Below are 25,844 nucleotides of genomic sequence, written 5' to 3'. Positions count from 1 at the left end.
CGGCTCACCAAATGGGTTACCGCTGACCGATCGGTCAGAGGACCAAGCGGCATGGCCGACCCCGCGGTGGGCGGCCATGCGCACCCTCTGTCCATCTGTGTCTGTCTGAACAGGAACCCTTCATGGCCGATGACCAGCCCGAGACCCCGCGCCAAGATGGCGATAAGGGAACCGATCAGGGCGGCCAGCCTGACAAGACTGCCGACAAGACGGGCAGCTCGGCGAACCAGAAGCAGCCCAATCAGAACACCGAGTCCAAGACCGATGGGGATCAACGCTCTCCTGAGCAGAAACGCCGCGACGAGCGCAAAGCACGGCGTCGCAAGATCGTCATCCGGCTGATCTTCCTCGTCATTCTGGTCGTCGCGGCGATCGGCGCCTTTCTCTATTGGTTCTCCACCCGCAACTTGATCGATACCGACGACGCCTTCACGGATGGTCGTGCCATCAGCATCGCGCCGCGCATCGCGGGTCGGGTCACGGCGCTTTTGGTGAACGACAACCAGCGCATCAAGAAGGGCGATGTGATCATCCAGCTCGATCCGCGCGACTATCAGACGGCGCTCACCAGGGCCGCCGGCCAATTGGCACAGGCCAAGGCGCAACTTGCGAATGCGCAACTCGCCCTCGACAAGGCATCGACCACCTATCCCGCGCAGCTCCTGTCGGCTCAGGGCTCGCTGGAGCAGGCGCAGGGCAATTTGACGAATGCGCAAAGCGACTTCCGCCGCCAACATGCCGTGTCTCGCGCGGCGACCACGCAGCAGCAGGTCGATCAATCGACGGCGAGCCTGCGACAGGCCGAAGGCCAGGTGAAGGTCGCCCAGGCGCAGGTCGATAGCGCGAGCGTCGTGCAGCAGAACATCGATCAGGCGAAGGCCCAGGTGGATCAGCTGCGAGGCCAGGTCCAGCAGGCGCAGGGCCAGTACGATCAGGCCAAGCTCAATGTGTCCTACACCACGGTGCGCGCCCCGCAGGATGGCTGGGTCACGCGGCGCAATGTCGAATCCGGTGACTACCTGACGACCGGTCAGACGATCATGAACTTGGTGGCGCCCGATGTTTGGGTCACCGCCAATTTCAAGGAAAACCAGCTCGACCGCATGCGGCCCGACCAGGTGGTTGACATCACGGTCGATGCTTATCCGGGGCTTAAGCTGCGCGGCCATGTCGATAGCGTGCAAATGGGGTCCGGCAGCCGCTTCAGCGCCTTTCCGGCCGAGAATGCGACCGGCAACTTCGTCAAGATCGTGCAACGCGTGCCGGTGAAGATCGATATCGACAGCGGTCTCGATCCCAATCTTCCGCTGCCGCTCGGCCTGTCCGTCAACCCAACTGTGAAGGTCAAGGACTACATCCAGCACGCGCAGCCGAGCGAGCAGACGCAGCCGTGAGCGGCACCGCCGCCGCAGGCGCCAATGATGCGTCCGACGCCGCCTGGAAGCCGAAAGGCAATCCCTGGCTGATCGCGGTGGTCGTGACGATCGCCGCTTTCATGGAGATTCTCGACACCACCATCGTCAACGTCTCGCTACCCCATATCGCGGGATCGGTGTCGGCGAGTTACGATGACGCAACCTGGACGTTGACCTCCTACCTCGTCGCCAATGGCATCGTTCTGCCCATTTCGGGCTTCATCGGCCGGGTCATCGGCCGCAAGCGCTACTTTCTGATCTGCATCGCCATGTTCGTGGTCTGCTCGTTCCTCTGCGGCACCGCGACCTCCCTCGGGCAATTGGTCATCTATCGCTGCATGCAGGGCTTCTTCGGCGGCGGCCTGCAACCCAACCAGCAATCGATCATCCTGGATACTTTCGAGCCGAAAAAGCGCGGCGCCGCATTCGGGGTGGTCGCCATCGCGGTGATTTTCGCGCCCGCCATCGGGCCCACGCTCGGCGGCTGGCTGACGGATACCTATTCCTGGCGCTGGATCTTCTGGATCAACATTCCGGTGGGCGCGGTCGCCTTCTTCTCGGTGCTGGCCCTGGTGGAGGATCCGCCCTGGGTGAAGCGGCAGAAGGCGCGGTTCGCGGATACCGATTGGATTGGCCTCGGCCTGATCGCGCTTGGGCTTGGCTGCCTGCAGGTCATGATGGATCGCGGTGAGGACGAGGATTGGTTCGGCTCCTCCTTCATCGTCATGATGGCCGTGCTGGCGGCGGTCGGCATCAGCGGCGCGATCGTCTGGCTGATGACCACCGACAAGCCAATCGTCAATCTGCGGGTCTTCAAGGACCGCAATTTCGCGGTGGGCTCGCTGATGATCGTCGGCATCGGCGCGACGCTGTATTCGGGCGCCGTCCTCGTGCCGCAACTCGCCCAACAGAGCCTTGGGTATACCGCGACCCTCGCGGGCCTGATCCTGTCGCCGGGCGCGGTGGCGATCGTTCTGCTGATCCCCTTCGTGCAGCGGGTGCTGATGCCGCGCATTCAGACGCGCTACCTGATCGCCTTCGGCTTCTTCCTGATCGGCTCGTCCTACCTCTATTCCAGCCTGATCGTCGTGCCGACGGTGGATTTCGGCACGCTTGTCCGCACCCGTATCTTCCAGGTGGCGGGCCTCGCCTTCCTGTTCGTGCCGGCGAGCACCATCACCTATTCGACCTTGCCGCGCGCCCTGAACGGGGACGGCAGCTCCCTCTACGTCATGCTGCGCAACGTTGCGGGGGCGATCGGCATTTCCTCGGCAACGGCGATGATCACCAATCGCGAGCAGGTCCATCAGAGTTATTTGCAGCAGTATATGACGCCGCTGTACCAACCCTATGTGCAGCTTCAGCAAACGCTGAGAGCCGCCATGAGGGGCCTCGGCTATGGAGCCGACCAGATCACGCAAATGCTGCCCGGCACCATCTTCCGCGATCTGCAAGCGCAGGCCGCCGTGCTCGCCTACCGCGACGTGTTCATCTACTGCGCGATTGCGGCCTTCTGCGTCATTCCGTTCACCTTCCTGTTTTCGCCCTCCAAGTCCGGAGGCAAGGGCGGCGGCGGCCATTGAGCAGCGGGTGGCTTGACCCGCCTCCCTGTGGCGAGCACATCGCCTGAAACGCCAACGGGGTAAGCCTATGACGAACGAGCACGATACGCCGACCCTGCGCGCCCAGGCGCTGATTGCGCGCCTTCGGGCGCAGGGGCACACGACCGAAGCCGACAAGGTGGAGGCGGCGCTGGATGACCACCGCGTCACGGCCTTCGATGAGACACCGGGCGAGGTTATTGGCCATGGCTTCCTGCATGGCCTGCGCGATGCCCTTCAGACCATCCTGACGGCGATCGAGGCGATCGACCCCGCGTCCGGCACGGCGATCGAGGAGCTTCGCCTGGAAGTCGACAAGCGGTTGATGCCGCATGGCGTGCCGGATGCAGAACCGGAAGAGCCGATCAGGTAGGAACCCGCAACGCCGTCACTTCAGTACCGTCATGCGCGGACTTGATCCGCGCACCTACCCGTTACGGCGCCATGACGGCGTGTGGGCGCCACAACGGGTAGGTCCCCGGGTCAAGCCCGGGGATGACGATGGATGGATGGAGACGACTTCCGCCTCTAAAGCACGCCTAATTCCCCGCCGTGCCGGCCGTCGTCGGCAGTGTGTACGGCGCGTCTGGCACCAGCATATGCGCCAGGGCATCACGCTCCGGATGGCTCGATATGGTGAAGAATCCATTGTCGAACAGCGTGTTCAGGTCGATCACCACGAACAGCGCGGAGGCGAGCGAGATGGCGCTGAGGGTGATCACCGCGGCGCCCAAGATGTTGAACGGCGCGCTTAGCCCGAAACACAAAAAGATCACCATCAACCAGAAGACCAGCACGACCACGAAGGGCGCCGACAACTGCGCCTGCAAGGCCGAAATCAGATCCCAGCGCTGGGTGACCACATGGTCCATCTGCTGCTGGCAATCGAGCGCGTCGCGCTTTTGCTGCGGCGTGGCCGTCGGTAAAGCACGCACGTCACGACCCACCTGGCTCAACATGCGGCCGAGAAACGCGCTTTCCTCGTTCAGGTCAGCGGCATTGTTCGGCAATGAGCGGGGATAATAGCTACCCGGCGGCGGCGCCTCATTCGTCCAGGTGGAGGCAATGGCGGCGGCGGTATAGGCCCGCAACACGGACCGTGCAGGGTCGGCGTCGGGGCCGTAATCACGCAAGGACTGATCAAGCTGCACCAGCGCGATCGAGTAACTGCGGAACTGGTTGCCGGCGTCGTCGAAGCTCGCCTTGGCTGAGGTGATCAGCAGGCCCAGCACGATCGCCGCGAAGGTCACCAGCATGGTGACCGTGACTTGCAGAAGCTCGATGGTTTCGCGGTTGGTGTGGCGCTCGGGCAGTCGTCGGCGCACGAATACGCCGAGGATGCTGGCACCCACGAACAAGACCAACGCGACGACGGCGATCCAGGGCGATGTCAGCATGTCCCACCGTCCTGGATTGGCTCATTTGAGGCGCACCGTACTCCGCCAACCACGAATCAGCAAATTTTCGAAACGACTTATCGCGCCGCCGCACTCGCTTCGCTGCGGGTCGCGCCAACCCGGGCGGCGAGCGCCGCCGCCATGAATTCATCCAGGTCGCCGTCCAACACCGCCGCCGGATTGCCCTTCTCGACGTTCGTGCGAAGGTCCTTCACAAGCTGATACGGCGCCAGCACATAACTGCGAATCTGATGGCCCCAGCCGATATCGGTCTTGTTGGAGGCCGCCGCTGCCGCCGCATCTTCCTGCTTCTGCAACTCCCGCTCATAGAGTCGCGCTTTCAGCATGGCCATCGCCGTCGCCCGGTTGCGATGCTGGCTGCGATCGGTCTGGCAGGCCACGATGATGCCGCTGGGCACATGCGTGATGCGGATCGCGCTTTCCGTTTTATTGACGTGCTGGCCGCCGGCGCCGGAGGCTCGGAAGGTATCGACCTTCAGGTCGGCGGGATTGATGTCGATCTCGATGGTGTCGTCCACAACCGGATAGACATAGACGCTGGCAAAACTGGTCTGCCGCCGCGCCGCCGAATCGAAGGGGCTGATGCGCACCAGCCGATGCACGCCGGCCTCTGTCTTCAGCCAGCCATAGGCGCTCGGACCCGTGACCTGAAGTGTGGCGGACTTGATGCCGGCCTGCTCGCCCTCGGAGGTTTCGAGGATCTGGATTTTGTAGCCGTGCTTCTCCGCCCAACGCATGTACATGCGTTGCAGCATCTCGGCCCAGTCCTGCGCCTCGGTACCGCCGGCGCCGGCGTTGATTTCGAGATAGGCGTCGTAGCTATCCGCCTCGCCCGAAAGCAGGCTCTCGATCTCGCGCAGCTTCACCTCGTTGCCAAGGCGGGTGAGCGTCTTGAGGGACTCGGCGACCATGGCGGCGTCGGCCTCAGCCTCGGCCATCTCGATCATGTCGACGGTATCGTCCAGCTCCGTCTCGATCAGGCGGACGGCGTCGATATTGGTTTGCAGATGGGTCCGCTCGCGCATCATCACCTGCGCCGCTCTGGCATCATTCCAAAGGGCGGGGTTTTCAGCGCTAGCGTTCAGCTCTTCGAGGCGGGAAACAGCGACATCCCAGTCAAAGATGCCTCCTTAGCAGTGCGACGGACTGCTTGATCTGTTCGGCGAGGGAGTCTGATTCAGCTGACATGGCGGGCGCTAATACAATCCGCCCACGGCATTGTCCATGGCGCCGCCGGTGTTGGAGGCAGTGCTCCCGGTTCCGGGTGCGGCAGGCACCGAGGCATTGCCGTCGCCCCCCGTGACATCCCCGGCATTGGTGTCGGACACGCCAGCCTCGGCCGCTACGCCGCCGGCCATGGGGCCGGGATTGGTCTTGAAGGCTTCTGAAATTCCTCCGGTATCGCGCAGCGTAATGCCGCTGGGCATCGTGAAGGGGATCTGCGGTTCGTCCTTCAAGGCGAAGGTCATGACCCGGTTCCAGATCGGGCCAGCGACCGTCGCACCCTGTTCGTTGTCACCCAGGCTTTGCGGATTGTCGAAACCGACCCAGACGGAGGTCAGGCGGGTCGGCGTGAAACCGGTGAACCAGGCGTCCTGGAAGTCCTCGGTCGTGCCGGTCTTGCCGGCGGGCTGCCAAGCGGCGAGACCGGTATCCGCGACGCGGCCGGTGCCGCGCAGCATCACGCCCTTCATCATCGTGACCAGCTGATAGGTGCTTTGCGGATCGGCGATCTGCGCGCCGCTATAGGTCAAAGCCGGGGCGTGGTCGGGGCTCGGCTGATCGCAATTGGCGCAGGTGATGGCCGGCGCGCGGTAGATGACATTGCCCTGATTGTCCTCGACACGGTCGATCAGACTCGGCGTCACTTGGCGGCCCATCTGGCTGAAGCCCGCATAAGCGGTGGCGAGCTTCATCATGGTCGTTTCCATGGCGCCGAGCACCGCCGGATAGATCAGCGGCATCTTATCGACCACGCCGAAATCCTGTGCCGTCTTGGCGACGGCGGGCAGCCCGACGCGCGCCGCGAGATGCAAGGTAGCGAGGTTGATGGACTGTTCCAGCGCCTGATGGATCGGGATCGGGCCGAGGAAATCATCCTCGTAATTGCCCGGTCGATACTGGCCACCGCCGGCCATGTTCACCACAAAAGGCGCGTCGAGAACCGAGGCGTCAGGCGGGATATTCTGCTCCATGGCGGTGAGGTACACGAGCGGCTTGAAGCCCGAGCCGGGTTGGCGTTGCGCCTGGGTCACGCGGTTGAACTGACTGAGGCCATAGCTCCAGCCGCCGACCATCGCCAGCACGCGGCCGGTCAGTGGATCCATGGTGACCAGCGATCCCTGAACCTGTGGGATTTGCCGCAGGCTGACTTCGGTCGCCGACCCGTCCGTCGGTTCGATCATGACGACATCGCCGGGGGTAACGACATCTGCCATCCGACGCGGCGCGGGGCCGAGATTGGCGCCGTCATTGCCCGCATGGCGCGCCCAGCGGACGGTTGAGAGGCTGAGCGTGCCAATATTCGCCGCGCCGAGGGGCGTATGGCGCAGGTTCGGCGTAAGCCAGCCGAGCTGCGCCTTGAGCGGACTGGTGCTGAGCACAACGGCGAGGCGCCAATTGTCCAGCATCCCGCCGGGCGGCGTGACTTTGCCGAGTTGTGGCTGCCAATCGTCGGTGCCGGGTGTGACGGTGATGTGGCTTACCGGGCCGCGCCAGCCGTCATGGCTGCGGTCGTATTCCATCAGGCCGCGCCGCAGCGAGTTCTCCGCCGCCGCCTGCAGTGCGGGGTCGAGGCTGGTATGAACCACGAGCCCGCCATCGGTGGTGCGCTTATCCCCAAACAGCGCCACCAGTTGCTGACGGATGGCATCCGCGAAATAGCCGGCGCCGGGCACTGTTGCGGGCCGGCCGCTGGCATGGGCCAGCAGCGGCTCGGCCTTGGCGGCCGCCGCCTGCGCCTGGGTGATGGCACCATCATTCGCCATGCGGTCGATCACCCAATTACGGCGGGTCATAGCGGCCTGTGGCGCCTTGTACGGGTCATAGTTGTTCGGCGCCTTGGGCAGAGAGGCCAGCATCGCGTCTTCGGCGACGGTCAATTGCTCGAGGGGCTTGGCGAAATAGGCGGCGGCTGCGGCGGTGACGCCGTAGGATTGCTCACCGAGGTAGATTTCGTTGAGGTAGATTTCCAGCACCCGCTGCTTGGTCATGGCGCGATCGATACGCACCGCCAGAACCGCCTCCTGCACCTTGCGGGCGAAGTTGATTTGGTTGCCGAGCAGGATGTTTTTGGCGACCTGCTGAGTGATGGTGGAGGCACCGATCGGCCGGTGGCCGCTGCCCAAATGCATGATGTCCGTCACGCCGGCGCGCAAGATCGCCGCCGGGTCGATGCCCGGATGATGCCAGTAATTCTGATCCTCGGCCGAGATGAAGGCCTGGGCGAGGAGGGGCGGAATATCGGCGAAGGGGGTGTAGATGCGGCGCTCGGTCGCGAGTTCGGAGACCAGTTGCATATCGCTGGCATAGACGCGGCTCATCACCGGCGGCTGATAGTTGCGCAGGCCATCGATGCTTGGCAGATCGGCCGTGTAATAGCGGAACGCCGCATAGCCGCCGACGCCACCGCCCACGACCAGCAGGGCCGCGAGGGCGAACAAGCCGGTCACGGTGCGGGCCGCGATCAAGCCGGCGCCGCCGCGCCGCTTCTTCTGGGCGCGGGCGCGCGGATCCCGACGGGGGGCACGATCGTCACGGCCGGGCTCTCGCGGCGGCTTGCCACCACTGCCGTTGCCACGGCCGCCATTGCCCCCACCCGTGACAGTGCGCGGCGCCATGGGATCGCCGGCTCTCAAGGGCCCTGGCATCAGATCGTGTTCTTCATCAACAAAGTTCGTTCAAAGTTGGGTGCTCGATAAGTCAGGTCATCAAATGACCTAGTACCCAGAGCATTCAATACCGGCGAAATTTAGTTCCTTCAGTACACAGAGGCTAGCCGGCCATCCGTCCTGACTGCCGTGCGAGGAACCAGGCATCCACGGCGTTCGACATCGCGAGGGTGATTTTGCCGCGATGCGCCTGCTGGCGCAGGGCGGTCTCGTCCTTGAAATTGGACATGAACCCCATCTCGACCAGAACACTGGGGATTTCTGCCGATTTCAGGACCACGAAGGCCGCGTGGCGGGAGGGGCTTGGCAGGACCTCGATATCGTCCGCCAGACTGCGCACCATATCGAGCTGGAGGTTGGCGGAACCGAGGCGGGTTTCCTGCCCGACGAGGCTGGCCAGGATGCGCGCCACGTCAGGCGACACGCCGGTGAAGCCATGACCGGCGAAGCGATCGGCACTGTTTTCGCGGATCGCCAGACCCGCCGTCTGCTTGTCGGAGGCATTCGTCGACAGCGTATAGACGCTGGCGCCGCGCACCGAGTGATCGGGCACCGAATCGGCATGCATCGACACGAAAAGGTCGGCGCCATGCTGTTGGGCGAGGCCGACGCGGTCCTCCAGCGGAATGAACCGATCGCCGGACCGCGTCATCACCACGCGGTAGCGCCCGCCGGCCTCGAGTCTGGTCTTGAGGTCATGGGCGGCGGCGAGGGCGACATGCTTTTCATAGGTGCCTGCGACACCGATGGCGCCGGGGTCTTTACCGCCATGGCCTGGGTCAAGCATCACCACCGGCGGCGGGGTGCGGCTGGCTTTCGCTTCGGCGGCGGGGTGATGCTTATGCTTGTGGCTGGCGGCCCAGGCGATGGCGGGGTGCAACCACGCGGGAAGCAGCACCGTCGCGCTCACACCCGTGCCGAGGAGCAACCTTCGCTCCGTCACGCGGGGCCGGGGGAATTCAGAGCGGGCATCCGTCATGGCAGGAACGTCCGATCCTAACCGTCTGATTCAGGCTCTACCGTTACCATATCACCTTCACTTAACCACCTTTCCATTTGATATACAACGAAAACTTGAGGATTGACGGTCAGCGTCTGTGCTGCGTGCTTGCATGTCCTACGGCTTTGCGCCATCCTATCTTTAAGCATGGTGTCAGGATGAGCCGGGTTAGATCGGCCCTTGTTGCCCTGCCTGACCGCATTCGTCGTGTCGGGTTTACCCGGCCACCCCAGTGAACAACCAGTTCGGCATATGAGCGCCGGCGGGGCGGGAAGGGGACGGGTGCTGGGCACGACCGTTTCTACCCTATGCACCGCCCCTCTGGGCGTGCCACTCCACCCCGTGACAGGGACCTGTTCGATGACGATGACCGCATCCTCCCCTTGGGCGAGCGCTCGGTCTTCCCTTTTGTCGTCCGGCGACCCGTCGCTTTCGTTAATTTCAATCCGCCGCCGACTGGCGGCCGTGCTCCTGACGGGAGCGCGCCGGAGTCTACCTTTACATGACCAAGCGAATGCTGATCGATGCGACGCACGCGGAGGAAACCCGCGTCGTTGTTCTTGATGGTACCCGTCTCGAAGATTTCGATGTCGAAACCTCGACCAAGAAGCAGATCAAGGGCAATATCTACCTCGCCAAGGTAATCCGGGTCGAACCCAGCCTTCAGGCGGCCTTTGTGGAATACGGCGGCAACCGCCATGGCTTCCTGGCCTTTAGCGAGATCCATCCCGACTATTACCAGATTCCCGTCGCCGACCGGCAGCGGCTCCTCGATATCGAAGCTGAGGAAGCCCAGGCCGAGGAAGACGCCGAGGCGGCCGAGGATGCGGCGCAGGAACGCGCCACGACCGGCCAGCCCGCCGCTCCCACGCCGGAATTCGTGTCGCACTCTGAGTCTGGCCAGTCTGAGCCTGACCAGTCTGAATTAGGCGCGTCTGAGCCTGGCGACACGGCGCCGATCATCTCGGAATTCGACGCCATGGAGCCGGCCTTCGAGGCCGCTGTAGTCACCAGCGCCGAAGATGACGCCGTCGCCGACAGTGATGAAGCCGAAACCGATGAGCCTGGGGACGGCGCCCGCACCCGCGCCCAGCCGATGGAAATGGCGCGCGAGATCGTCATCTCCCGTGAAGCTCCGCCCGAAGGCGATGACGTCGCCGAGGTTGAGGCGCCTGAGACCGTAGGCGGCGCCGATGCCAACGAAGACAACAACGATCGCCGCCCGGCGCCGCGCTTCATGCGCAACTACAAAATCCAGGAAGTGATCCATCGCCGCCAGATCATGCTGATCCAGGTGGTCAAGGAAGAGCGCGGCACCAAGGGTGCGGCACTGACGACCTATCTGTCCCTCGCCGGCCGCTATTGCGTGCTGATGCCCAATTCCCCCCGGGGCGGCGGTGTGTCGCGCAAGATCACCTCGGTCGCCGACCGCAAGCGCCTGCGCGAAGTCATCAAGGAAGTCGACATGCCGCGCGGCATGGGCCTGATCGTGCGCACGGCCGGCGCCAATCGGCCCAAGCCGGAAATTCGCCGCGACTGTGAATATCTGCTCCGTCTGTGGGACGATATTCGCGAAATGACACTGAAGTCGGTCGCGCCGTCGCTGATTTATGAGGAGGCGAGCCTCATCAAGCGCGCCATCCGTGACGGCTATACCCGCGATATCGAGGAAGTGCTGGTCGACGGCGAGGAAGGCTGGAAGGCCGCGCGCGACTTCATGCGCATGCTGACGCCGCAGCACGCCTCCAAGGTGCAGCTCTGGCGTGGCAGCGATATGTCGCTGTTCGCCAAGAACCAGGTCGAGTTGCAGCTCGACGCCATGCTGAGCCCGACCGTTCAGCTCAAATCCGGCGGCTATCTGGTCATCAACCAGACCGAGGCGCTGGTCGCCATCGACGTGAACTCCGGCCGCTCCACCCGAGAGCGGAACATTGAGGAAACGGCGGTTCGCACCAATCTCGAAGCGGCGGAAGAAACGGCACGCCAGCTGCGCCTGCGGGATCTCGCCGGTCTGGTGGTCATCGACTTCATCGACATGGAGAGCCGCAAGCATATCGGCATGGTCGAGCGCCGCCTGAAGGATGCGCTGAAGAACGACCGCGCCCGCATCCAGGTCGGTTCCATCAGCCATTTCGGCTTGATGGAAATGAGCCGGCAGCGTCTGCGGCCGTCGCTCAACGAAACCTCCTTCGTCACCTGCCCGCATTGCCTGGGCATCGGCACCGTGCGCAGCGTCGAAAGCTCGGCGATCCATATTCTGCGCGCGATCGAGGATGAGGGCGCGCGCCGCCGCTCGGCCGAAATCGCCGTTCATCTGTCCGGTGCGGTCGCAATGTATATCCTCAATCACAAGCGCGACCGCCTTTCCACGATTGAGCGCACCCACGGCATGCAGGTGATTTTGCTGCCCGACGACAAGCTGGTGCCGCCGGCGATTCGCCTGGAGAAGATCCGCGCCTATGTGCCCGGTGAGGCGCCCGCCATCACCGGTGCGCCGATCGCCATGGATTATGCGCCCAAAGTCGAGGCGCCCTTCATCGACGACGATGAGGATGACGAGGAGCCCGTCGTGACGGTCGCGGCCCCGGTGGAAACCACGGGCCCAACCGCCGGCGTTTCCGAGACGACGCCCGAGACGGGTGCCCGTGAGGACAGCGCCGGTGGCCGCCGCCGCCGCCGTCGTCGTCGTCGGGGTGGACGTCGCGAGGAGAATGGCGAGGTTTCCGCTCAGAACGGGGCCGAGACCGAGAACGGCGAGTTCGAAGCCGGTGACGATGATGGCTTCGAGGCCGCCGATCCGGTGCCCGCGCCGCAGGAGCCGGCCGTTCCGCCGGTGCCCGTTCCTGGCCCCGACCTTCCCGGTGAGCCCGGCGGCCCCGAAATGCCGCCACCCGGATCGCCCGAGCCCGAGATTCCCGGTGAACCCGGCGATCCGAGCCCGGACATCACGCCGCCGATCGGGCCAAGCCCCGAGATGCCGGCGGTCTTCGCCGATGGCGAAGGTCCTGCCCGCAGCCGTCGTGGCCGTCGTGGCGGCCGCGGCCGCAGCAATCGCTTCGAGACTGACGCCACGCCGGTCGAGCCCGTGCAGCCCGAGTTGAGCTATCGCGGCCCGACGCCAGCGAATCCCTATGGCGGTCAGATCGACGCCTTGTTCGCGAGTTTCGATGAAGTCGATACTTCTCCCGCGCCCTTCGTGACCAAGGCACCGATCCAGGTTGCCGTGGAGCGTGAGACGGTGGATGAGGCGGTCGCTTTGGCCGACGTGCAGGAAGAGGTCGCGGCCGAAGCCGCCATCGCCGAGGCAGTTCTGTCCGAGGCCGTGATCGCGGAGCCTGTGGAAGTCGCCGTTTCGGACGAGACGGAAGCGACCCCGGTTGAGGTTGCTCCCGTGAAAGCGACACGTGGTCGGGTCGCGCGTCCTCGTAAGGCCAAGGTCGCGGTGGTTGAAGCCGAGCCGGTGCCCGTCGCGGAGGTTGAAGTGGTCGCTGAATCGGTTGCCGAGGTTGTGGCACCCGCGCCGCGCAAACGCCGTGTCAGCACGCGCGCTGCGAAGGTTGTCGCCGAGCCTGTGGCGGAAGCCTTGGTCGAGCCGACCCCCGAGCCTGAGCCGGTCGTGACAGCGCCCGTGATCAAGCCGGTGATTATCGGTGAGGGCACGCCCGCCCCGGCCAAGCGGTCCGGGTGGTGGAAGCGCTGACCTAACGGCGGATAACGCTGCGCTCATCCGCCCTACCACTCGCGTGGGTTTGTAGGGCGGATGAGCGGAGCGTTATCCGCCACGCCGTCCGACGCCTCAAACACAAAAGCAGGCCACCTCGCGGTGGCCTGCTTAGTTTCTGGGCAAATGTTCTTGCTTGATTATATTTCGAGCAACGTCGCGCTTAAATCATACAAAATACCGAAACGAGGCCACTAAATTTGTTGGACGCCTCGGATCAGAAAATTCATTATCCAGTCACGGATGAGGTTGATCCTCGTTCTGCCGTGTGACTGGCGTTTCCTCCCTAAACTTGGCCCGCTGCGCATTTGCGCGCGGGCCTTTTCTTTATCCGCGCGACATCTGGCTGTCACGCGTTATTGTCGTTATCGAACGACTTTCTCGCAAGTTTACAGACACTTATGCATTAACGAAGTCATCGCATTATACCGAAGTCCAGCCCGTGTCAGCACTCGATGACCGTCGTGCCGACCTGCCCGATTTGACGGCGGCACGTGGTGTGCTGGCCCTCTGGGTGTTCGCCTATCACGCGAATCTGCATCTCGATTTCGCTGGGGCAGGCGGGGTCATCGGCCATGGCTATCTGGGCGTGGACGGCTTCTTCCTGCTGTCCGGCTTCGTCCTGACGCATCGTCATCCCGACCCGCCGCAGACCGTTTCGGCCTATGCGCAGTTCTGGTGGAAGCGGCTGGTTCGCCTCTATCCGACGCATCTGGCGGTCCTGCTTCTTCTGGCCGTCGCTTATCTCACGGCGAGCGCCGGCGGCATCCGACCGCACCACGCCTTGCGCGCGGACGGCCACGAATTGCTTCTCCAAATCCTTCTCCTGAACGGCTGGGGATTCAGCCGGGGCTGGACCTGGGATTATCCATCTTGGTCGATCAGCGTCGAATGGGCGGGGTATCTTCTCTTTCCACTGGGCGCCTGGGCGGCCTTCCGGTTCGATAGACGCGGCACCATCGCAGCCCTCGCTGTCGGAGTGGCTTGCCTTGAGGTCGTGGACAGAACATCCTCCTCTGGCCTCAACCTCAGTTACCACGGCGCGCTGCTGCGGTTTTTTCCGGAGTTCGCGGCAGGCATTCTGCTCGTGCGCCTGTTGCACCTTCTGCCGCGCAGGCCACCCGCCTGGATACCCGGCACGGCGGGGGCTTTTCTGCTCGCCCTCGGCTTCGCTTTGGGCGATGCGGTGACGGTCGCGGGCCTATGGTGCCTGCTCTGGACCTTGGCCACGCCTCGCGCGCCTATCCTGACCTCGGTGCCGGGGCTCGTCGCCCTCGGCGCGCTCTCCTATCCCGTCTACATGGTCTATACGCCCGTCGAACTGGTATTCGCCCGCATCTGGGCGACCACGCATCTCAATCCGACCGAGTCCTCGTCCTATTGGCTGGTCGCGATGTTCGCCAGCGTCCTGCTCCTCGCCTGGATCGTCGCCACGCTGGTGGAGCGCCCCGCGCTTCGCTCTCTGGCGGCGAGGCGCCCGGACCTTTAGGGTCCCGCCCGCAGCCGAAGAGAGCCCCAACCGATGCGCCTGTCCCGAAGCCTGATCCCGACCCTCAAGGAAGTGCCCGCCGAGGCGCAGATCGCCTCGCATCGCCTGATGCTGCGCGCCGGCCTCGTGCGCCAGATGGCCGCCGGCATCTATGCCTGGCTGCCCGCCGGCCTGCGCGTGCTCAACAATATCGCCGATATCGTGCGCGAGGAGCAGAACGCGGCCGGTGCCCAGGAAGTTCTGATGCCGACGATCCAGCCCGCGAGCCTGTGGCAGGAAAGCGGCCGCTACGAGGATTACGGAAAGGAAATGCTGCGCATCAAGGACCGGCATGAGCGCGACTTGCTGTATGGCCCGACCAATGAGGAGATGATCACCGACATCTTCCGCCAGTCGCTGCGCAGCTATAAGGAACTTCCGCAGATCGCGTATCACATTCAATGGAAGTTCCGCGACGAAGTGCGCCCGCGTTTCGGCGTGATGCGCGGCCGCGAATTCCTCATGAAGGACGCCTATAGCTTCGACCTCGATTACGAGGGCGCGGTCATCAGCTACCGCAAGATGATGCTGTCCTATATGCGCACCTTCCAGCGCCTCGGCGTGAAGGCCATTCCCATGGTCGCCGATACCGGCCCCATCGGCGGCGATCTCAGCCATGAGTTCATCATCCTGGCGCCGACCGGTGAAAGCCAGGTCTTCTATGACGCGGCTTTCGAAGACATCGACTACAGCGCGTCGAATTTCAACATCGCGAATACCGACGATCTCGGCCGTTTCTATGAGACGATGACGACCCACTATGCCGCGACCGAGGAGAAGCACGACACTGCGGCGTGGGACGCGGTGGGCGCTGATCGTCGCCGTGAAGGGCGTGGCATCGAAGTCGGCCACATCTTCTATTTCGGCACCAAATACACCGCCGCGATGAACTTCTCGGTCGTGGGCCCCGACGGCCAAAAAACCTTCCCCGAAATGGGCAGCTACGGCATCGGCATCAGCCGCATGGTTGGCGCGTTGATCGAGGCGAGTCATGACGAAGCCGGCATCATCTGGCCAGACAGTGTGGCGCCCTTCGCCGTCGGTATCCTCAATCTCAAGCAGGGCGACGCGGCAACCGATGCGATGTGCGAGGAGGTCTACGGCAAGCTCCAAGCCGTCGCCCTCTACGACGATCGTTCGGAGCGTGCGGGCGTAAAGTTCGCCGATGCAGATCTCATGGGCCATCCCTGGCAGATCATCATCGGGCCGCGCGGTGCCGCCGCCGGGCGCGTCGAACTCAAGCGCCGCGCAACCGGTGAGCGTGAGGAACTGACGCTCGACGAGGCGATGGCCCGCGTCACGGAATCGCTGAGCGCGAAGCCCGCCTGATGTTTGGATCCTTCGAGCGTATGGTCGCCGGGCGCTATCTGCGCGCCCGGAAGGGGGAGCGTTTCGTCTCCGTCATCGCCATCTTCTCCCTGATCGGCATCGCCCTGGGCGTCGCTACGCTGATCATCGTCATGAGCGTGATGAACGGCTTTCGGGAAGAGCTGCTGTCACGCATCCTCGGCCTGAACGGCCATCTTGGCGTCTATGGCGCCGGCGGCACGCAGATCACGCAATACGATGCCATGGCGGGCAAGATCCGCGCTTTGCCGGGTGTCGCCTCGGCTGCGCCCGTCTTGCAGAATGAAGTGCTGCTCACCGGCGATCATGGCGGCGCGGTCGGCGGTGTGGTGCGTGGCATCACGCTGCCCGACCTCAAGGGGCTGCATTCGGTCTCCGATCATCTGCTCCAAGGCTCGATCGATGACGTGACGGGCGACAATGCGGTGATCGTGGGCAGCGGCCTCGCGCGGCAACTCGGCCTGCAACTCGGCTCGAACGTGACGCTCGTCTCGCCGCAGGGCAATGCCACGGCCATCGGCACCATTCCGCGCATCCGCGCCTACAAGGTTGTCGGCATCTTCAATGTCGGCATGCAGGAATATGATTCCACCTTCGTCTTCATGCCCCTGGCGGCGGCGCAGACCTTCTTTTCCTCGGCCGGCGTGACGCAGATCGAGGTGATGGTGACGCATCCCGATCAGGTCGGCGCGGTGAATACGGAGATCCGGCAGGCGTTGGTCCGATCACCCATCCAGGTGATTGACTGGCAGCAATCCAATGACAGTTTCTTCGCTGCCGTCACGGTGGAGCGGAACGTGATGTTCCTGATCCTGACGCTGATCATCATCGTCGCGGCCTTTAACGTGATTTCTTCGATGATCATGATGGTGAAGGACAAGACGCGGGATATTGCGGTGCTGCGCACCTTGGGCGCCGGGCGTTTCGCCATCATGCGCATCTTCCTGATGGCCGGCGCCTCCATCGGCGTTACGGGCACGGGGATCGGCTTCATCCTCGGTGTGGTCTTTTGCGCCAATATCGAGCGTATCCGGCAGTTCCTGCAGAGCATCACCGGCACGACGCTGTTCGATCCCACCGTCTATTTCCTGGAGCAGCTTCCGGCTGTGCTCGATTGGAATGAGGTGACCGACGTCATCATCATGGCCCTCGCGCTGTCGTTGCTGGCGACGCTCTATCCCTCCTGGCGCGCGGCGCGCACCGATCCGGTCGAGGCGCTTCGTCATGAGTAGCGGGGTCATGAGTGAGCCGCTGGTGATGGAAGGCGTGCGGCGCAGCTATCGCACCGCCGCCGGCACGCTGGATGTTTTGACCTCGGTTGATCTGACGCTGCGGGCTGGGGAGATCGTCGCGCTGGTGGCGCCCTCCGGTTCCGGCAAGTCCACGCTGCTGCATCTGGCGGGGCTGCTCGACACGCCGGATGGGGGGCGCGTGCTGATGGACGGGCGGGATTGCGGCACCTTGGGTGACAGCGCGCGTACCGCCATCCGCCGCGACAGCATCGGCTTCGTCTATCAATTCCACCACCTGCTGGCGGAATTCACGGCGCTGGAAAACGTCGTCATGCCGCAAATGATCGCGGGTGTCGGCCGCAAGACGGCGGCGGTGCGGGGCGAGCACCTGCTGACGGCCTTCGGGCTCGGCCATCGCATCAAGCATCTGCCGGGCAAACTGTCGGGCGGCGAGCAGCAGCGTGTCGCCATCGCGCGGGCGCTGGCCAATGCGCCGCGCCTGCTCTTGGCGGACGAGCCGACTGGCAATTTGGATGCCGCGACGGCGCAGATCGTCTTCGCGGAGTTGTTGTCGGCGGTGCGGGGCCAGGGTGTTGCCGCTTTGATCGCGACGCATAACCCCGATCTCGCCGCGCGGATGGATCGCCGCGTGACGCTGAAGGACGGGCAGATCGTGGCGATGGGGTGATTGGTGGAATACGCTGCGCTTTTCCACCCTACGACGCGCATGTAGGGCGGAAAAGCGCAGCGTATTCCGCCATGCACCGGCGCGCGACTCGCACCAATCCTCTATCCTGTCCCCATGAGTGACACCGGCTTCGTCCATCTCCATGCCCATTCCGCCTATTCCCTCAGCGAGGGCGCAATCAAGGCCGACAAGCTCGCGGCCCTGGCGGCGGCGGACGGCATGCCGGCGGTGGCGCTCACCGATACCGGCAATCTGTTCGGCGCGCTGGAGTTCAGCCAGGCGGCGGTGGGGAAGGGCGTGCAGCCCATCCTCGGCTGCCAACTCGCCCTCGGTCGCAAAGATCAGCCGCGCCTGCCCGCCGAGCCCATCGTGGTGCTGGCCCAGACCGAGATCGGCTTCGCCAATCTCCAGCGCCTGTCCTCCATCAGCTACTTGGAGACGGAAACCGGCCTGCGTCCGCAGGTGACGCTGGAGCGATTGTTCGAACATGCCGAGGGGCTGATTCTGCTCACGGGTGGCACGCTCGGCCCGATCAACCGTCTGCTGGCCGAAGGCCAGATGCCCGAGGCTCGCCTGCTGCTGTCGCGCTTCGCCGAAGCCTTCCCCGATCGCGTCGCGGTGGAGCTGCATCGCCACGGCCTTGCCGTCGAACGGGCGATCGAGCCCGGCCTCGTCGCCGTCGCCGATGAGCTTGGCCTGCCGCTGGTCGCGGCCAATGACTGCTACTTCGCGAATGCCGCGATGCATGAGGCGCATGATGCGCTGCTCTGTATCGCCGAGGGCCGTGTGCTGTCGGAAATCGATCGACGCCGCGTCACGCCGGAACATTGGTTCAAGCCGGCGGCCGTGATGCGCGCACTCTTCGCGGATATGCCGGAAGCCTGCGCGAATACGATCGCCATCGCGCGGCGTTGCGCCGTTATGGCCGAGACGCGCAAGCCGCTGCTGCCTGTCTGCCCCAAGGTGCGCGAAGGCACGACGGAGGAGGAGACGGTGCGCCAGATGGCGGCGGAAGGTCTCGACCGTCGCCTCGCCGTCATGCAAGCGGATGCGGAAACGCGGCGGGTCTACAAGGACCGTCTGGATTACGAACTCGGCGTCATCGCGCGCATGGGCTTCCCGGGCTATTTCATGATCGTCGCCGACTTCATCCAATGGGCGAAGGCGCGCGACATTCCTGTGGGTCCCGGTCGCGGTTCGGGCGCGGGTTCGGTCGTCGCCTGGTCTCTCAGCATCACCGATCTCGATCCGCTGCGCTTCGGATTGCTGTTCGAGCGGTTTCTCAACCCCGAACGCGTGTCCATGCCCGATTTCGACATCGACTTCTGCCAGGACCGGCGGGACGAGGTGATCAATTACGTGCGGGACGAATACGGCGCGGATCGCGTGGCGCAGATCATCACCTTCGGAAAATTGCAGGCCCGCGCGGCGGTGCGCGACGTCGGCCGCGTGCTCGGCCTGCCCTATGGCCAGATGAACCGCGTCGCGGAACTGATCCCCAATAATCCTGCGAAACCGGTAACGCTCGCCGAAGCGGTGGCGGGTGAGCCGCGCCTGCAACAGATGCGCGACGATGATGAGTCGGTGAAGCAGCTGATCGAAATCGCGCTCCAACTCGAAGGTCTGTACCGCCACGCAAGCACGCATGCGGCGGGCGTGGTGATCGGCGATCGTCCCTTGTCGGAGCTGGTGCCGCTGTATCGCGATCCGCGCTCGGACTTTCTCGTCACGCAATATTCGATGAAGCATGTCGAGCAGGCGGGATTGGTCAAGTTCGACTTCCTCGGCCTCACCACACTCACGATCCTGCGGCGGGCCACAACCTTCCTCGAATTGCTCGACATCACTGTCGACATCGATCGCCTACCGCTGGACGACACACCGACCTACGAGATGCTCACGCGCGGCGATGCCGGCGGCGTGTTCCAGTTCGAAAGCCAGGGCATGCGCGATGTCCTGCGGCAGATGCGGCCTGACCGTTTCGAGGATCTGATCGCGGCGGTGGCGCTGTATCGTCCCGGCCCGATGGCGAATATCCCGGCCTATTGCCAACGCAAGCATGGCGAGAAATGGGAAGCGCCGCACCCCGACATTCAGGACATCCTGGATGAGACCTATGGCATCATGGTCTATCAGGAGCAGGTGATGCAGATCGCCCAGCGCCTTGGCGGCTATAGCCTGGGTGCCGCCGATCTTCTGCGCCGCGCCATGGGCAAGAAGATTCGGGCGGAGATGGAAGCCCAACGCAAAATCTTCACCGATGGCGCCGAGGCCAAGGGCATCGAAGCCGCGAAGGCCGGCGAGATCTTCGACCTCATGGCGAAGTTCGCCGATTACGGCTTCAACAAATCCCACGCCGCCGCCTATGCCCTGGTCGCCTACCAGACCGCCTGGATGAAGGCGAACCATCCGGTGCCCTTCATCGCAGCCTGTATGAGCCTCGCGATCAGCAATACCGATAAGCTCGCGGCCTTCCGCCAGGAAGCCAACCGCATGAGCATCCAAATGCTGCCGCCCGACATCAATATGTCGGCGGCCGACTTCACGGTGGAACGGCAGGAGGATGGCAGCCTCGCCATCCGCTATGCGCTGGCGGCGATCAAGCGCGTCGGGCAGGCGGCCATGGTCTCGGTCGTGGCCGCTCGGGGTGCGCGGCCCTTCAGCGATCTCGCCGATTTCGCCGAACGCGTTGACCCCAAACTGCTCAACAAGATGCAGTTGGAAAACCTGATCAAGGCGGGCGCCTTCGACAGCCTCGACAATCGCCGCGCGCCCTTGTTTGCGGGAGCCGAGACGCTGCTCAAGCGCGCCCAGGCGACGGCGGAGGATCGTGGCAGCGGCCAGATCGGCCTCTTCGGCGGTGTGGATGCGAAGCCTGAGCCGCTGCGGATGCCCGACATCCCCGATTGGCCGATGCTCGACCGCCTGGGCTTCGAGGCCGAGGCGGTGGGGTTTCATCTCACCAGCCATCCGCTTGATAGTTTCGCCTCTACGCTGCGCCGCCTGGGCGTGATGTCGAGCACGAAGTTGGAGATCGCCGCTGGCGCGGGTCTTGGCCGCGCCAAGGTTGCGGGCATCATGATCGGCGCGCCGAAGATACGGCCGACGCGCACCGGTGGCCGCATGGCCTGGGTGCGGCTGTCGGATGGCGGCGGCAGTTTCGAGGTGACGCTATTCAGTGAGATTCTCGCCCGGTCGAGCGAACTGCTGCGCGAAGGCACGGCTTTGCTGGTGACCGTCGATCTGCGGCTGGAGGGCGATGCTTTGCGCATCACGGCGCAGGATGTGACCTTGCTCGACAAGGCGGCCGCCGGTGCTGGCGTCGGTTTGCGCATCTGGCTGAACGAGACGGCGGCCGTGCCGCATATCCGCGCGATGCTGACGGCCGAAGGGCAGGGACGTGGCGAAGTTGTGCTCTGTCCGAGGCTGGATGAGCATCGGGAGGCCGAGATCAAGCTGCCGGGCCGGTTCAATGTGTCTCCGAAGCTCGCGGCGGCGTTGAAGATCCTGCCTGGGGTGTCAAGCGTCGAGGAGGTTTAAAGGCCAACGACCTGGGCTGAACCACGCCGAACTCGCCTCGTCATCCGCGCATCAAGTCCGCGGATGACGAGAAGATAATAAAAATTGTGGTTACGAAACAAATATGTTAGTGCACCTAACGAACAGGTGGATGACGGTCGTGATCGCAATCGATGCCAGCGTCCTTTTTGCCCTGGTGCCACGCCAGTCCGGGGCCCGCGCCGCGCGGCAGGCCGCGATCATCGACGGCATGGCGGAGACCTTCTCAGTCACCTTAGCCCAACACGCCATCGAGACGCCGCTGCGCATCGCGCATTTCCTCGCCCAGACCGCCCACGAGTCGGACGGCTTCTGCACCACGGAGGAATATGCCGATGGTCGCGCCTATGAGGGGCGGCGTGATCTCGGCAATGTCGAGCCGGGTGATGGCCCGCGCTACAAGGGGCGGGGCCTGATCCAACTCACCGGCCGGATGAATTACGCCGTGACCGGTGCGGCGCTCGACCTGCCGCTGCTGGATAAGCCACTGACGGTCAACGATCCCGCCACCTATCTGTCGGTCGCCTGCGCGTTCTGGTCGCGCCGCAGGATCAATCTGGCCTGCGACGCCGACGATCTCATGACCGTGACGCGCTTGGTCAATGGCGGTTTGAACGGCCTCGACAGCCGCCGCGCCTATCTCAGCCGCGCCAAGACCCTGCTCGCGCCCTTGGCCGCGAAGACTGTGCCGAGCGCGGCGGACCAGCCGACGCTGTGCAGAGGAGCGATGGGGGAAGCGGTCGCACTGCTCCAGAAGGGTCTTGCTGCGCATCGCTATCCGGTGGCGCAGGACGGCGATTTCGGGCCAGGCACGGAGGTGGCGCTGCGGCATTTTCAGGCCGCCTCCGGCCTTGCCGCAGACGGCATCGCCGGCGCCGCAAGCTGGGGGTTGTTGGGTTGAAATATCGCACTCAGTGTGACAAATCCCGTTAGGTTTTCGTGTCAAACTTCGTTCGTGTTTAAGAATGAGCGGGCCAATATCCGCGATGATGAGTTGGCGATGTTCAAATTGCTCGCGACGACGATGCTGGCTTTGGAGGTCGTTGCAATCACAGACGCTGTGGCTGCTGGTGTGTTGATAGAGGTAACGGATGATGACCAAGCAGTATCGTAGCCGAACGATGGCGGAGATCCACGAGGTAGCGGAAGATCTGGCCGCCCTCGGCGTGCTTGATAAGCAGACCATGCGGAAGTTTGACGAAGGTTGCCTGACGCCAATACGTCCGCTGTCGCCGGCAGAAATTCGGGCGCTTCGAGACAGGGAAGGGGCAAGCCAAGCCGTTTTCGCCCGCTATCTCAATGTCACGACAGGCCTCGTGAGCCAATGGGAACGGGGCGAAAAGCATCCGCAAGGCGCATCGCTCAAGCTGTTATCGCTCGTTGCCAAGAGCGGATTGGCGACGGTCGCCTGAAATTAGGCCGCAACGACTGCGGAGGCAGTGAGCCCAAACGCCTCCGCCAGCATCGCATACGATCTCCGCCGCGCCTCATGGTCGTACAGGATGTTCACCACCATGATCTCATCCGCCTGATACTCCATCGCCACCGCTTCGAGCCCGGCGCGCACCATTGCCGGCGTGCCCAAAACCATGCGCCGGGATCGCGACGCGCTCGCTCGCTCGGGCTCGGCCTCCAGGAACCGTACCGCTGTGTCAGGTGACGGCACGGCGATGAGCTGGCCGCGATGCAGCAGCCGGAACAGCATCTTCGAACTCGCGGCCAGACGCTGCGCCTCGGCTTCCGTCTCCGCGCAGATCGCCCAGACCGCGACCATCACATACGGCCTGTCGTGCGACCGATGGGCGTTTGGCGTGAAGCCGAGCCGGTAATCGGGGGCGAGGGGTGCTGCACCCGGATTGATGAAATCGGCGATGCAATAGGGCAGGCCCAGCTCGCCCGCCCAGGCGGCGCTATCCTCCGACGAGCCGAGCAGCCAGGGCTCCGGCTTTTCCGGCCGGCCGGGCAAGGTGCGGCCCAAAGCCGCGAACGCGTGTTTCGCCGGCATCGTGTCATCGAGATAGGCGATCATTTCTGCCAATTGCTCCGGAAAATCATCCGGCGCCCGGTCGCGCCGGTCCCGCTGCAAGGCGAAGGCCGTCAGCCCGTCGCTTCCGGGCGCGCGACCCACGCCGAGGTCGATGCGGCCGGGGAACATCCCGCTCAACATGCTGAAGGTCTCGGCGGTCTTGAAGGCGCTGTAATGCGGCAGCATCACCCCGCCGGTGCCAAGCCGGATTCGCGACGTCGCCATCCCGACCGCCCCGAGCAGCACGTCGGGGCTGGCTGAGGCGAGACCGGGCGTCGCGTGATGTTCGGCGATCCAATAGCGGTGATAGCCGGCGGCTTCCGCGACCTTGGCGAGATCGACGATCTGGCGCAGCGCCTGGCCGCCGTTGCCGCCCTCGGCGATGGGGCCTTGATCGAGAACGCTGAGGCGAAAAGACCTGCTCATGTCGCGAAGGATATCATGTCCTCGCGCACCAGGCCCTCGAACATCGGGCGGGCGAAGTAGAACCCCTGCATGAAGCGGGCGCCCACCTCACGAAGGGCGTCGACCTCCTCGCGCCGCTCGACACCCTCGAACACGATCTTGAGGCCGATCGCGGCCCCGAGGGAGACGAGGCTCGCAAGGATGGCGCGCCGCGTGATGTCCTGGTCGCAATGGTCGATCAGGATGCGATCGACCTTGAGGATATCGGGCTTGAGGTCGGCCAGTCGCGACAGACCCGAATAGCCGGTTCCGAAGTCGTCCAGGGCCGTTTGGATGCCGTGGCGCCGATATTCCACAATGATCGCCGCCAGATGGGCGACATTGGCCAGGCTCTCGCTTTCGACGATTTCGAACGTCAGTCGATCGAGGGGAAACCCCGCCCCGGACGCGGCCTCGAGCGTCTTGCGAATGCAGGCGCGCGGCTCATACACGGCATTGGGCAGGAAATTGATGTTGAGGCGCCGGTCGAGCCGCAGGCGCGCGGCGAGATCGATGGCGCGGACCCGGCAGGCCTGGTCGAAGGCATAGCGGTTTTCGGGCGTGACTTGGGCCAGAACCTCGGCGGCGCCTTCGCCGGCAGGGCCGCGAACAAGCGCCTCGAACCCATCGATGCGCTGCTCCACGATATCGACGATGGGCTGGAAGGCCATCGAAAACGGAAACACGTCCTCAGCCTGACGGCAGGCGGAACAGGTCTGTTCGCTGGGCACAGGCTCTCCCATTTTAAAACGAAACCCTTACATGGCGTTGCTTGCCATATCTATAACTGCGACGCATGCCTCTTGGAGGCAGTCCATACCTGACCGTAGAAAAATCGATGGCAGGGTCGCCCCCTCTGTCGCGGACCCGCGCTTGCAATGACAGCGACGATGGGCGATAGCAGCGCCGCCCGCGCTTCCATGTCTGGAGGCGGGGTAATTCGCACGCGGGGCGCCTATCCTGGCCGGTTATTCGGTCGGGTCCGGTGCCACTCCAAGGCTCGGCCCCGCGGAGGATCAACCGGACCATCAGGAAAGGAGCACGCCTATGGCGATGCCCGATTTCACTTTGCGTCAATTGCTTGAGGCAGGCGTCCACTTCGGACATCACACCCGCCGCTGGAACCCGGCCATGGCGCCGTATCTGTTCGGTATCCGCAATCAGGTCCATATCATCGATCTGCAGCAGACCGTGCCGTTGCTGGACCGCGCTCTGCGCGCCGTTCGCGACACCACGGCCAATGGCGGCCGTGTGCTGTTCGTCGGCACCAAGCGCGCCGCTGCCGACCATGTGGCCGAGTCCGCTCGCCGTTGCGGCCAGTATTACGTCAACCACCGTTGGCTCGGCGGCATGCTGACCAACTGGAAGACCATCACCGCCAGCATCAAGCGCTTGCGCCAGATCGAGGAAATGATCGGCGGCGGCGAAATCCACGGCCTCACCAAGAAAGAGGTCCTGGAGATCACGCGCGACCAGGAGAAGCTGGAGCGTGCGCTCGGTGGCATCAAGGAAATGGGCGGCTTGCCCGATATCCTGTTCATCATCGACACGAACAAGGAAAAGCTGGCCGTTCAGGAAGCCAATAAGCTCGGCATCCCGGTCATCGCCGTCCTCGACAGCAATTCCGACCCGGCCGGCGTCACCTATCCGATCCCAGGCAATGACGACGCCATTCGCGCCATCATGCTGTATTGCGAGCTGATCTCCGGCGCCGTGCTGGATGGTATCAGTGCCGAGATGGCGGCCTCCGGCCGTGACATCGGCGCCGATGAGGAACTTCCCGAGGTGCTGCTGCCCGATGGCGCCTCCGAGATCCTGATCGAGCCGGCGATGGAAGCCTCGCCCGAGACGGCCGAGTTCGAGCCGGTCTCGGACGCGACCTTGATCGAGACGGCCTCTGAGACCGTGCCCGAGACGGCGAACGCCTGATCCGAAGACAGCGTGTTTGAGGGTGAATCGCCAGGCGATTTGACCTC

The 25,844-nt window shown here is 64.1% G+C and carries 18 protein-coding genes; 12 read left to right on the top strand and 6 right to left on the bottom strand.

What is annotated here, in order from left to right:
* Positions 1-122 precede the first annotated feature (122 nt).
* The 3 genes from QP803_RS12930 (at position 123) to QP803_RS12920 (ending at position 3,389) form a co-directional block, all read left to right on the top strand.
* Positions 123-1,394 carry an HlyD family secretion protein gene (locus QP803_RS12930; protein ID WP_284943885.1) on the top strand — a complete coding sequence of 424 codons (1,272 nt, stop codon included), beginning with the start codon at positions 123-125 and terminating at the stop codon, positions 1,392-1,394.
* Positions 1,391-2,998: a DHA2 family efflux MFS transporter permease subunit gene (locus tag QP803_RS12925; protein ID WP_284943884.1), complete on the top strand. Its 1,608-nt coding sequence runs from the start codon at positions 1,391-1,393 to the stop codon at positions 2,996-2,998. The genes QP803_RS12930 and QP803_RS12925 overlap by 4 nt, the downstream gene beginning before the upstream one ends.
* Before the next feature lie 67 nt (positions 2,999-3,065).
* Entirely contained in the window at positions 3,066-3,389 is a 324-nt protein-coding gene (locus tag QP803_RS12920) for a hypothetical protein (protein WP_284943883.1), read from the top strand.
* A 166-nt stretch (positions 3,390-3,555) separates the two neighbouring features.
* On the opposite strand, the gene QP803_RS12915 is transcribed toward QP803_RS12920, so the two are convergent.
* From QP803_RS12915 to QP803_RS12900, 4 genes are all read right to left on the bottom strand, one after another.
* Positions 3,556-4,413 (bottom strand): bestrophin-like domain, encoded by an 858-nt coding sequence (locus QP803_RS12915; protein WP_284943882.1) that lies wholly within the window; start codon positions 4,411-4,413, stop codon positions 3,556-3,558.
* Positions 4,414-4,490: 77 nt separating this feature from the next.
* Positions 4,491-5,622, bottom strand: a protein-coding gene (gene prfB, locus QP803_RS12910) for a peptide chain release factor 2 (RefSeq protein ID WP_284943881.1) whose coding sequence is annotated in 2 segments (ribosomal slippage) — positions 4,491-5,552 and positions 5,554-5,622 — 1,131 coding nt in all. Because the reading frame shifts where the segments join, the coding sequence is not laid out codon by codon here.
* Positions 5,623-5,630: 8 nt separating this feature from the next.
* Complete coding sequence (locus QP803_RS12905; RefSeq protein WP_284943880.1) at positions 5,631-8,273, bottom strand: penicillin-binding protein 1A; 2,643 nt, start codon at positions 8,271-8,273, stop codon at positions 5,631-5,633.
* Between the two features lie 154 nt (positions 8,274-8,427).
* Entirely contained in the window at positions 8,428-9,303 is an 876-nt protein-coding gene (locus QP803_RS12900; RefSeq protein ID WP_284943879.1) for an N-acetylmuramoyl-L-alanine amidase family protein, read from the bottom strand.
* Between the two features lie 523 nt (positions 9,304-9,826).
* On the opposite strand from QP803_RS12900, the gene QP803_RS12895 reads away from it, so the two are divergent.
* The 8 genes from QP803_RS12895 (at position 9,827) to QP803_RS12860 (ending at position 22,810) form a co-directional block, all read left to right on the top strand.
* A complete protein-coding gene (locus QP803_RS12895) occupies positions 9,827-13,024 on the top strand; it encodes an Rne/Rng family ribonuclease (RefSeq protein ID WP_284943878.1) in 3,198 nt (1,065 codons plus the stop codon).
* A gap of 463 nt (positions 13,025-13,487) precedes the next feature.
* A complete protein-coding gene (locus QP803_RS12890; protein WP_284943877.1) occupies positions 13,488-14,534 on the top strand; it encodes an acyltransferase family protein in 1,047 nt (348 codons plus the stop codon).
* Positions 14,535-14,567: 33 nt separating this feature from the next.
* On the top strand, positions 14,568-15,902 hold the full coding sequence (gene proS / locus QP803_RS12885; RefSeq protein ID WP_284943876.1) for a proline--tRNA ligase: 1,335 nt from the start codon (positions 14,568-14,570) through the stop codon (positions 15,900-15,902).
* Positions 15,902-17,152 (top strand): lipoprotein-releasing ABC transporter permease subunit, encoded by a 1,251-nt coding sequence (locus QP803_RS12880; protein ID WP_284943875.1) that lies wholly within the window; start codon positions 15,902-15,904, stop codon positions 17,150-17,152. The genes proS and QP803_RS12880 overlap by 1 nt, the downstream gene beginning before the upstream one ends.
* 7 nt (positions 17,153-17,159) lie before the next feature.
* Positions 17,160-17,840 carry an ABC transporter ATP-binding protein gene (locus QP803_RS12875; RefSeq protein ID WP_434082919.1) on the top strand — a complete coding sequence of 227 codons (681 nt, stop codon included), beginning with the start codon at positions 17,160-17,162 and terminating at the stop codon, positions 17,838-17,840.
* A gap of 114 nt (positions 17,841-17,954) precedes the next feature.
* Entirely contained in the window at positions 17,955-21,380 is a 3,426-nt protein-coding gene (dnaE, locus tag QP803_RS12870) for a DNA polymerase III subunit alpha (RefSeq protein ID WP_284943873.1), read from the top strand.
* Positions 21,381-21,510: 130 nt separating this feature from the next.
* Positions 21,511-22,299: a peptidoglycan-binding protein gene (locus tag QP803_RS12865; protein ID WP_284943872.1), complete on the top strand. Its 789-nt coding sequence runs from the start codon at positions 21,511-21,513 to the stop codon at positions 22,297-22,299.
* A gap of 190 nt (positions 22,300-22,489) precedes the next feature.
* The gene (locus tag QP803_RS12860; protein ID WP_284943871.1) at positions 22,490-22,810 is read left to right on the top strand and encodes a helix-turn-helix domain-containing protein; all 321 of its coding nucleotides are present in this window, start codon (positions 22,490-22,492) and stop codon (positions 22,808-22,810) included.
* Positions 22,811-22,812: 2 nt separating this feature from the next.
* Here the strand turns inward: QP803_RS12860 and QP803_RS12855 are convergent, their stop codons facing one another.
* A complete protein-coding gene (locus QP803_RS12855; protein ID WP_284943870.1) occupies positions 22,813-23,850 on the bottom strand; it encodes an LLM class flavin-dependent oxidoreductase in 1,038 nt (345 codons plus the stop codon).
* Positions 23,847-24,599, bottom strand: coding sequence for an EAL domain-containing protein (locus tag QP803_RS12850; protein ID WP_284943869.1), 753 nt, complete (start codon positions 24,597-24,599; stop codon positions 23,847-23,849). Before QP803_RS12850 ends, QP803_RS12855 begins: the two co-directional genes overlap by 4 nt.
* Before the next feature lie 316 nt (positions 24,600-24,915).
* Here QP803_RS12850 and rpsB point away from each other — a divergent pair, with 316 nt between their 5' ends.
* Complete coding sequence (gene rpsB / locus QP803_RS12845) at positions 24,916-25,797, top strand: 30S ribosomal protein S2 (protein WP_284943868.1); 882 nt, start codon at positions 24,916-24,918, stop codon at positions 25,795-25,797.
* Positions 25,798-25,844: the final 47 nt, after the last annotated feature.

Source organism: Acidisoma sp. PAMC 29798 (genome assembly GCF_030252425.1).
Taxonomy (GTDB): Bacteria; Pseudomonadota; Alphaproteobacteria; order Acetobacterales; family Acetobacteraceae; genus Acidisoma; species Acidisoma cladoniae.
Note: the sequence above shows the minus strand (reverse complement) of the source record. Positions and strands in the feature narration are given on the sequence as shown.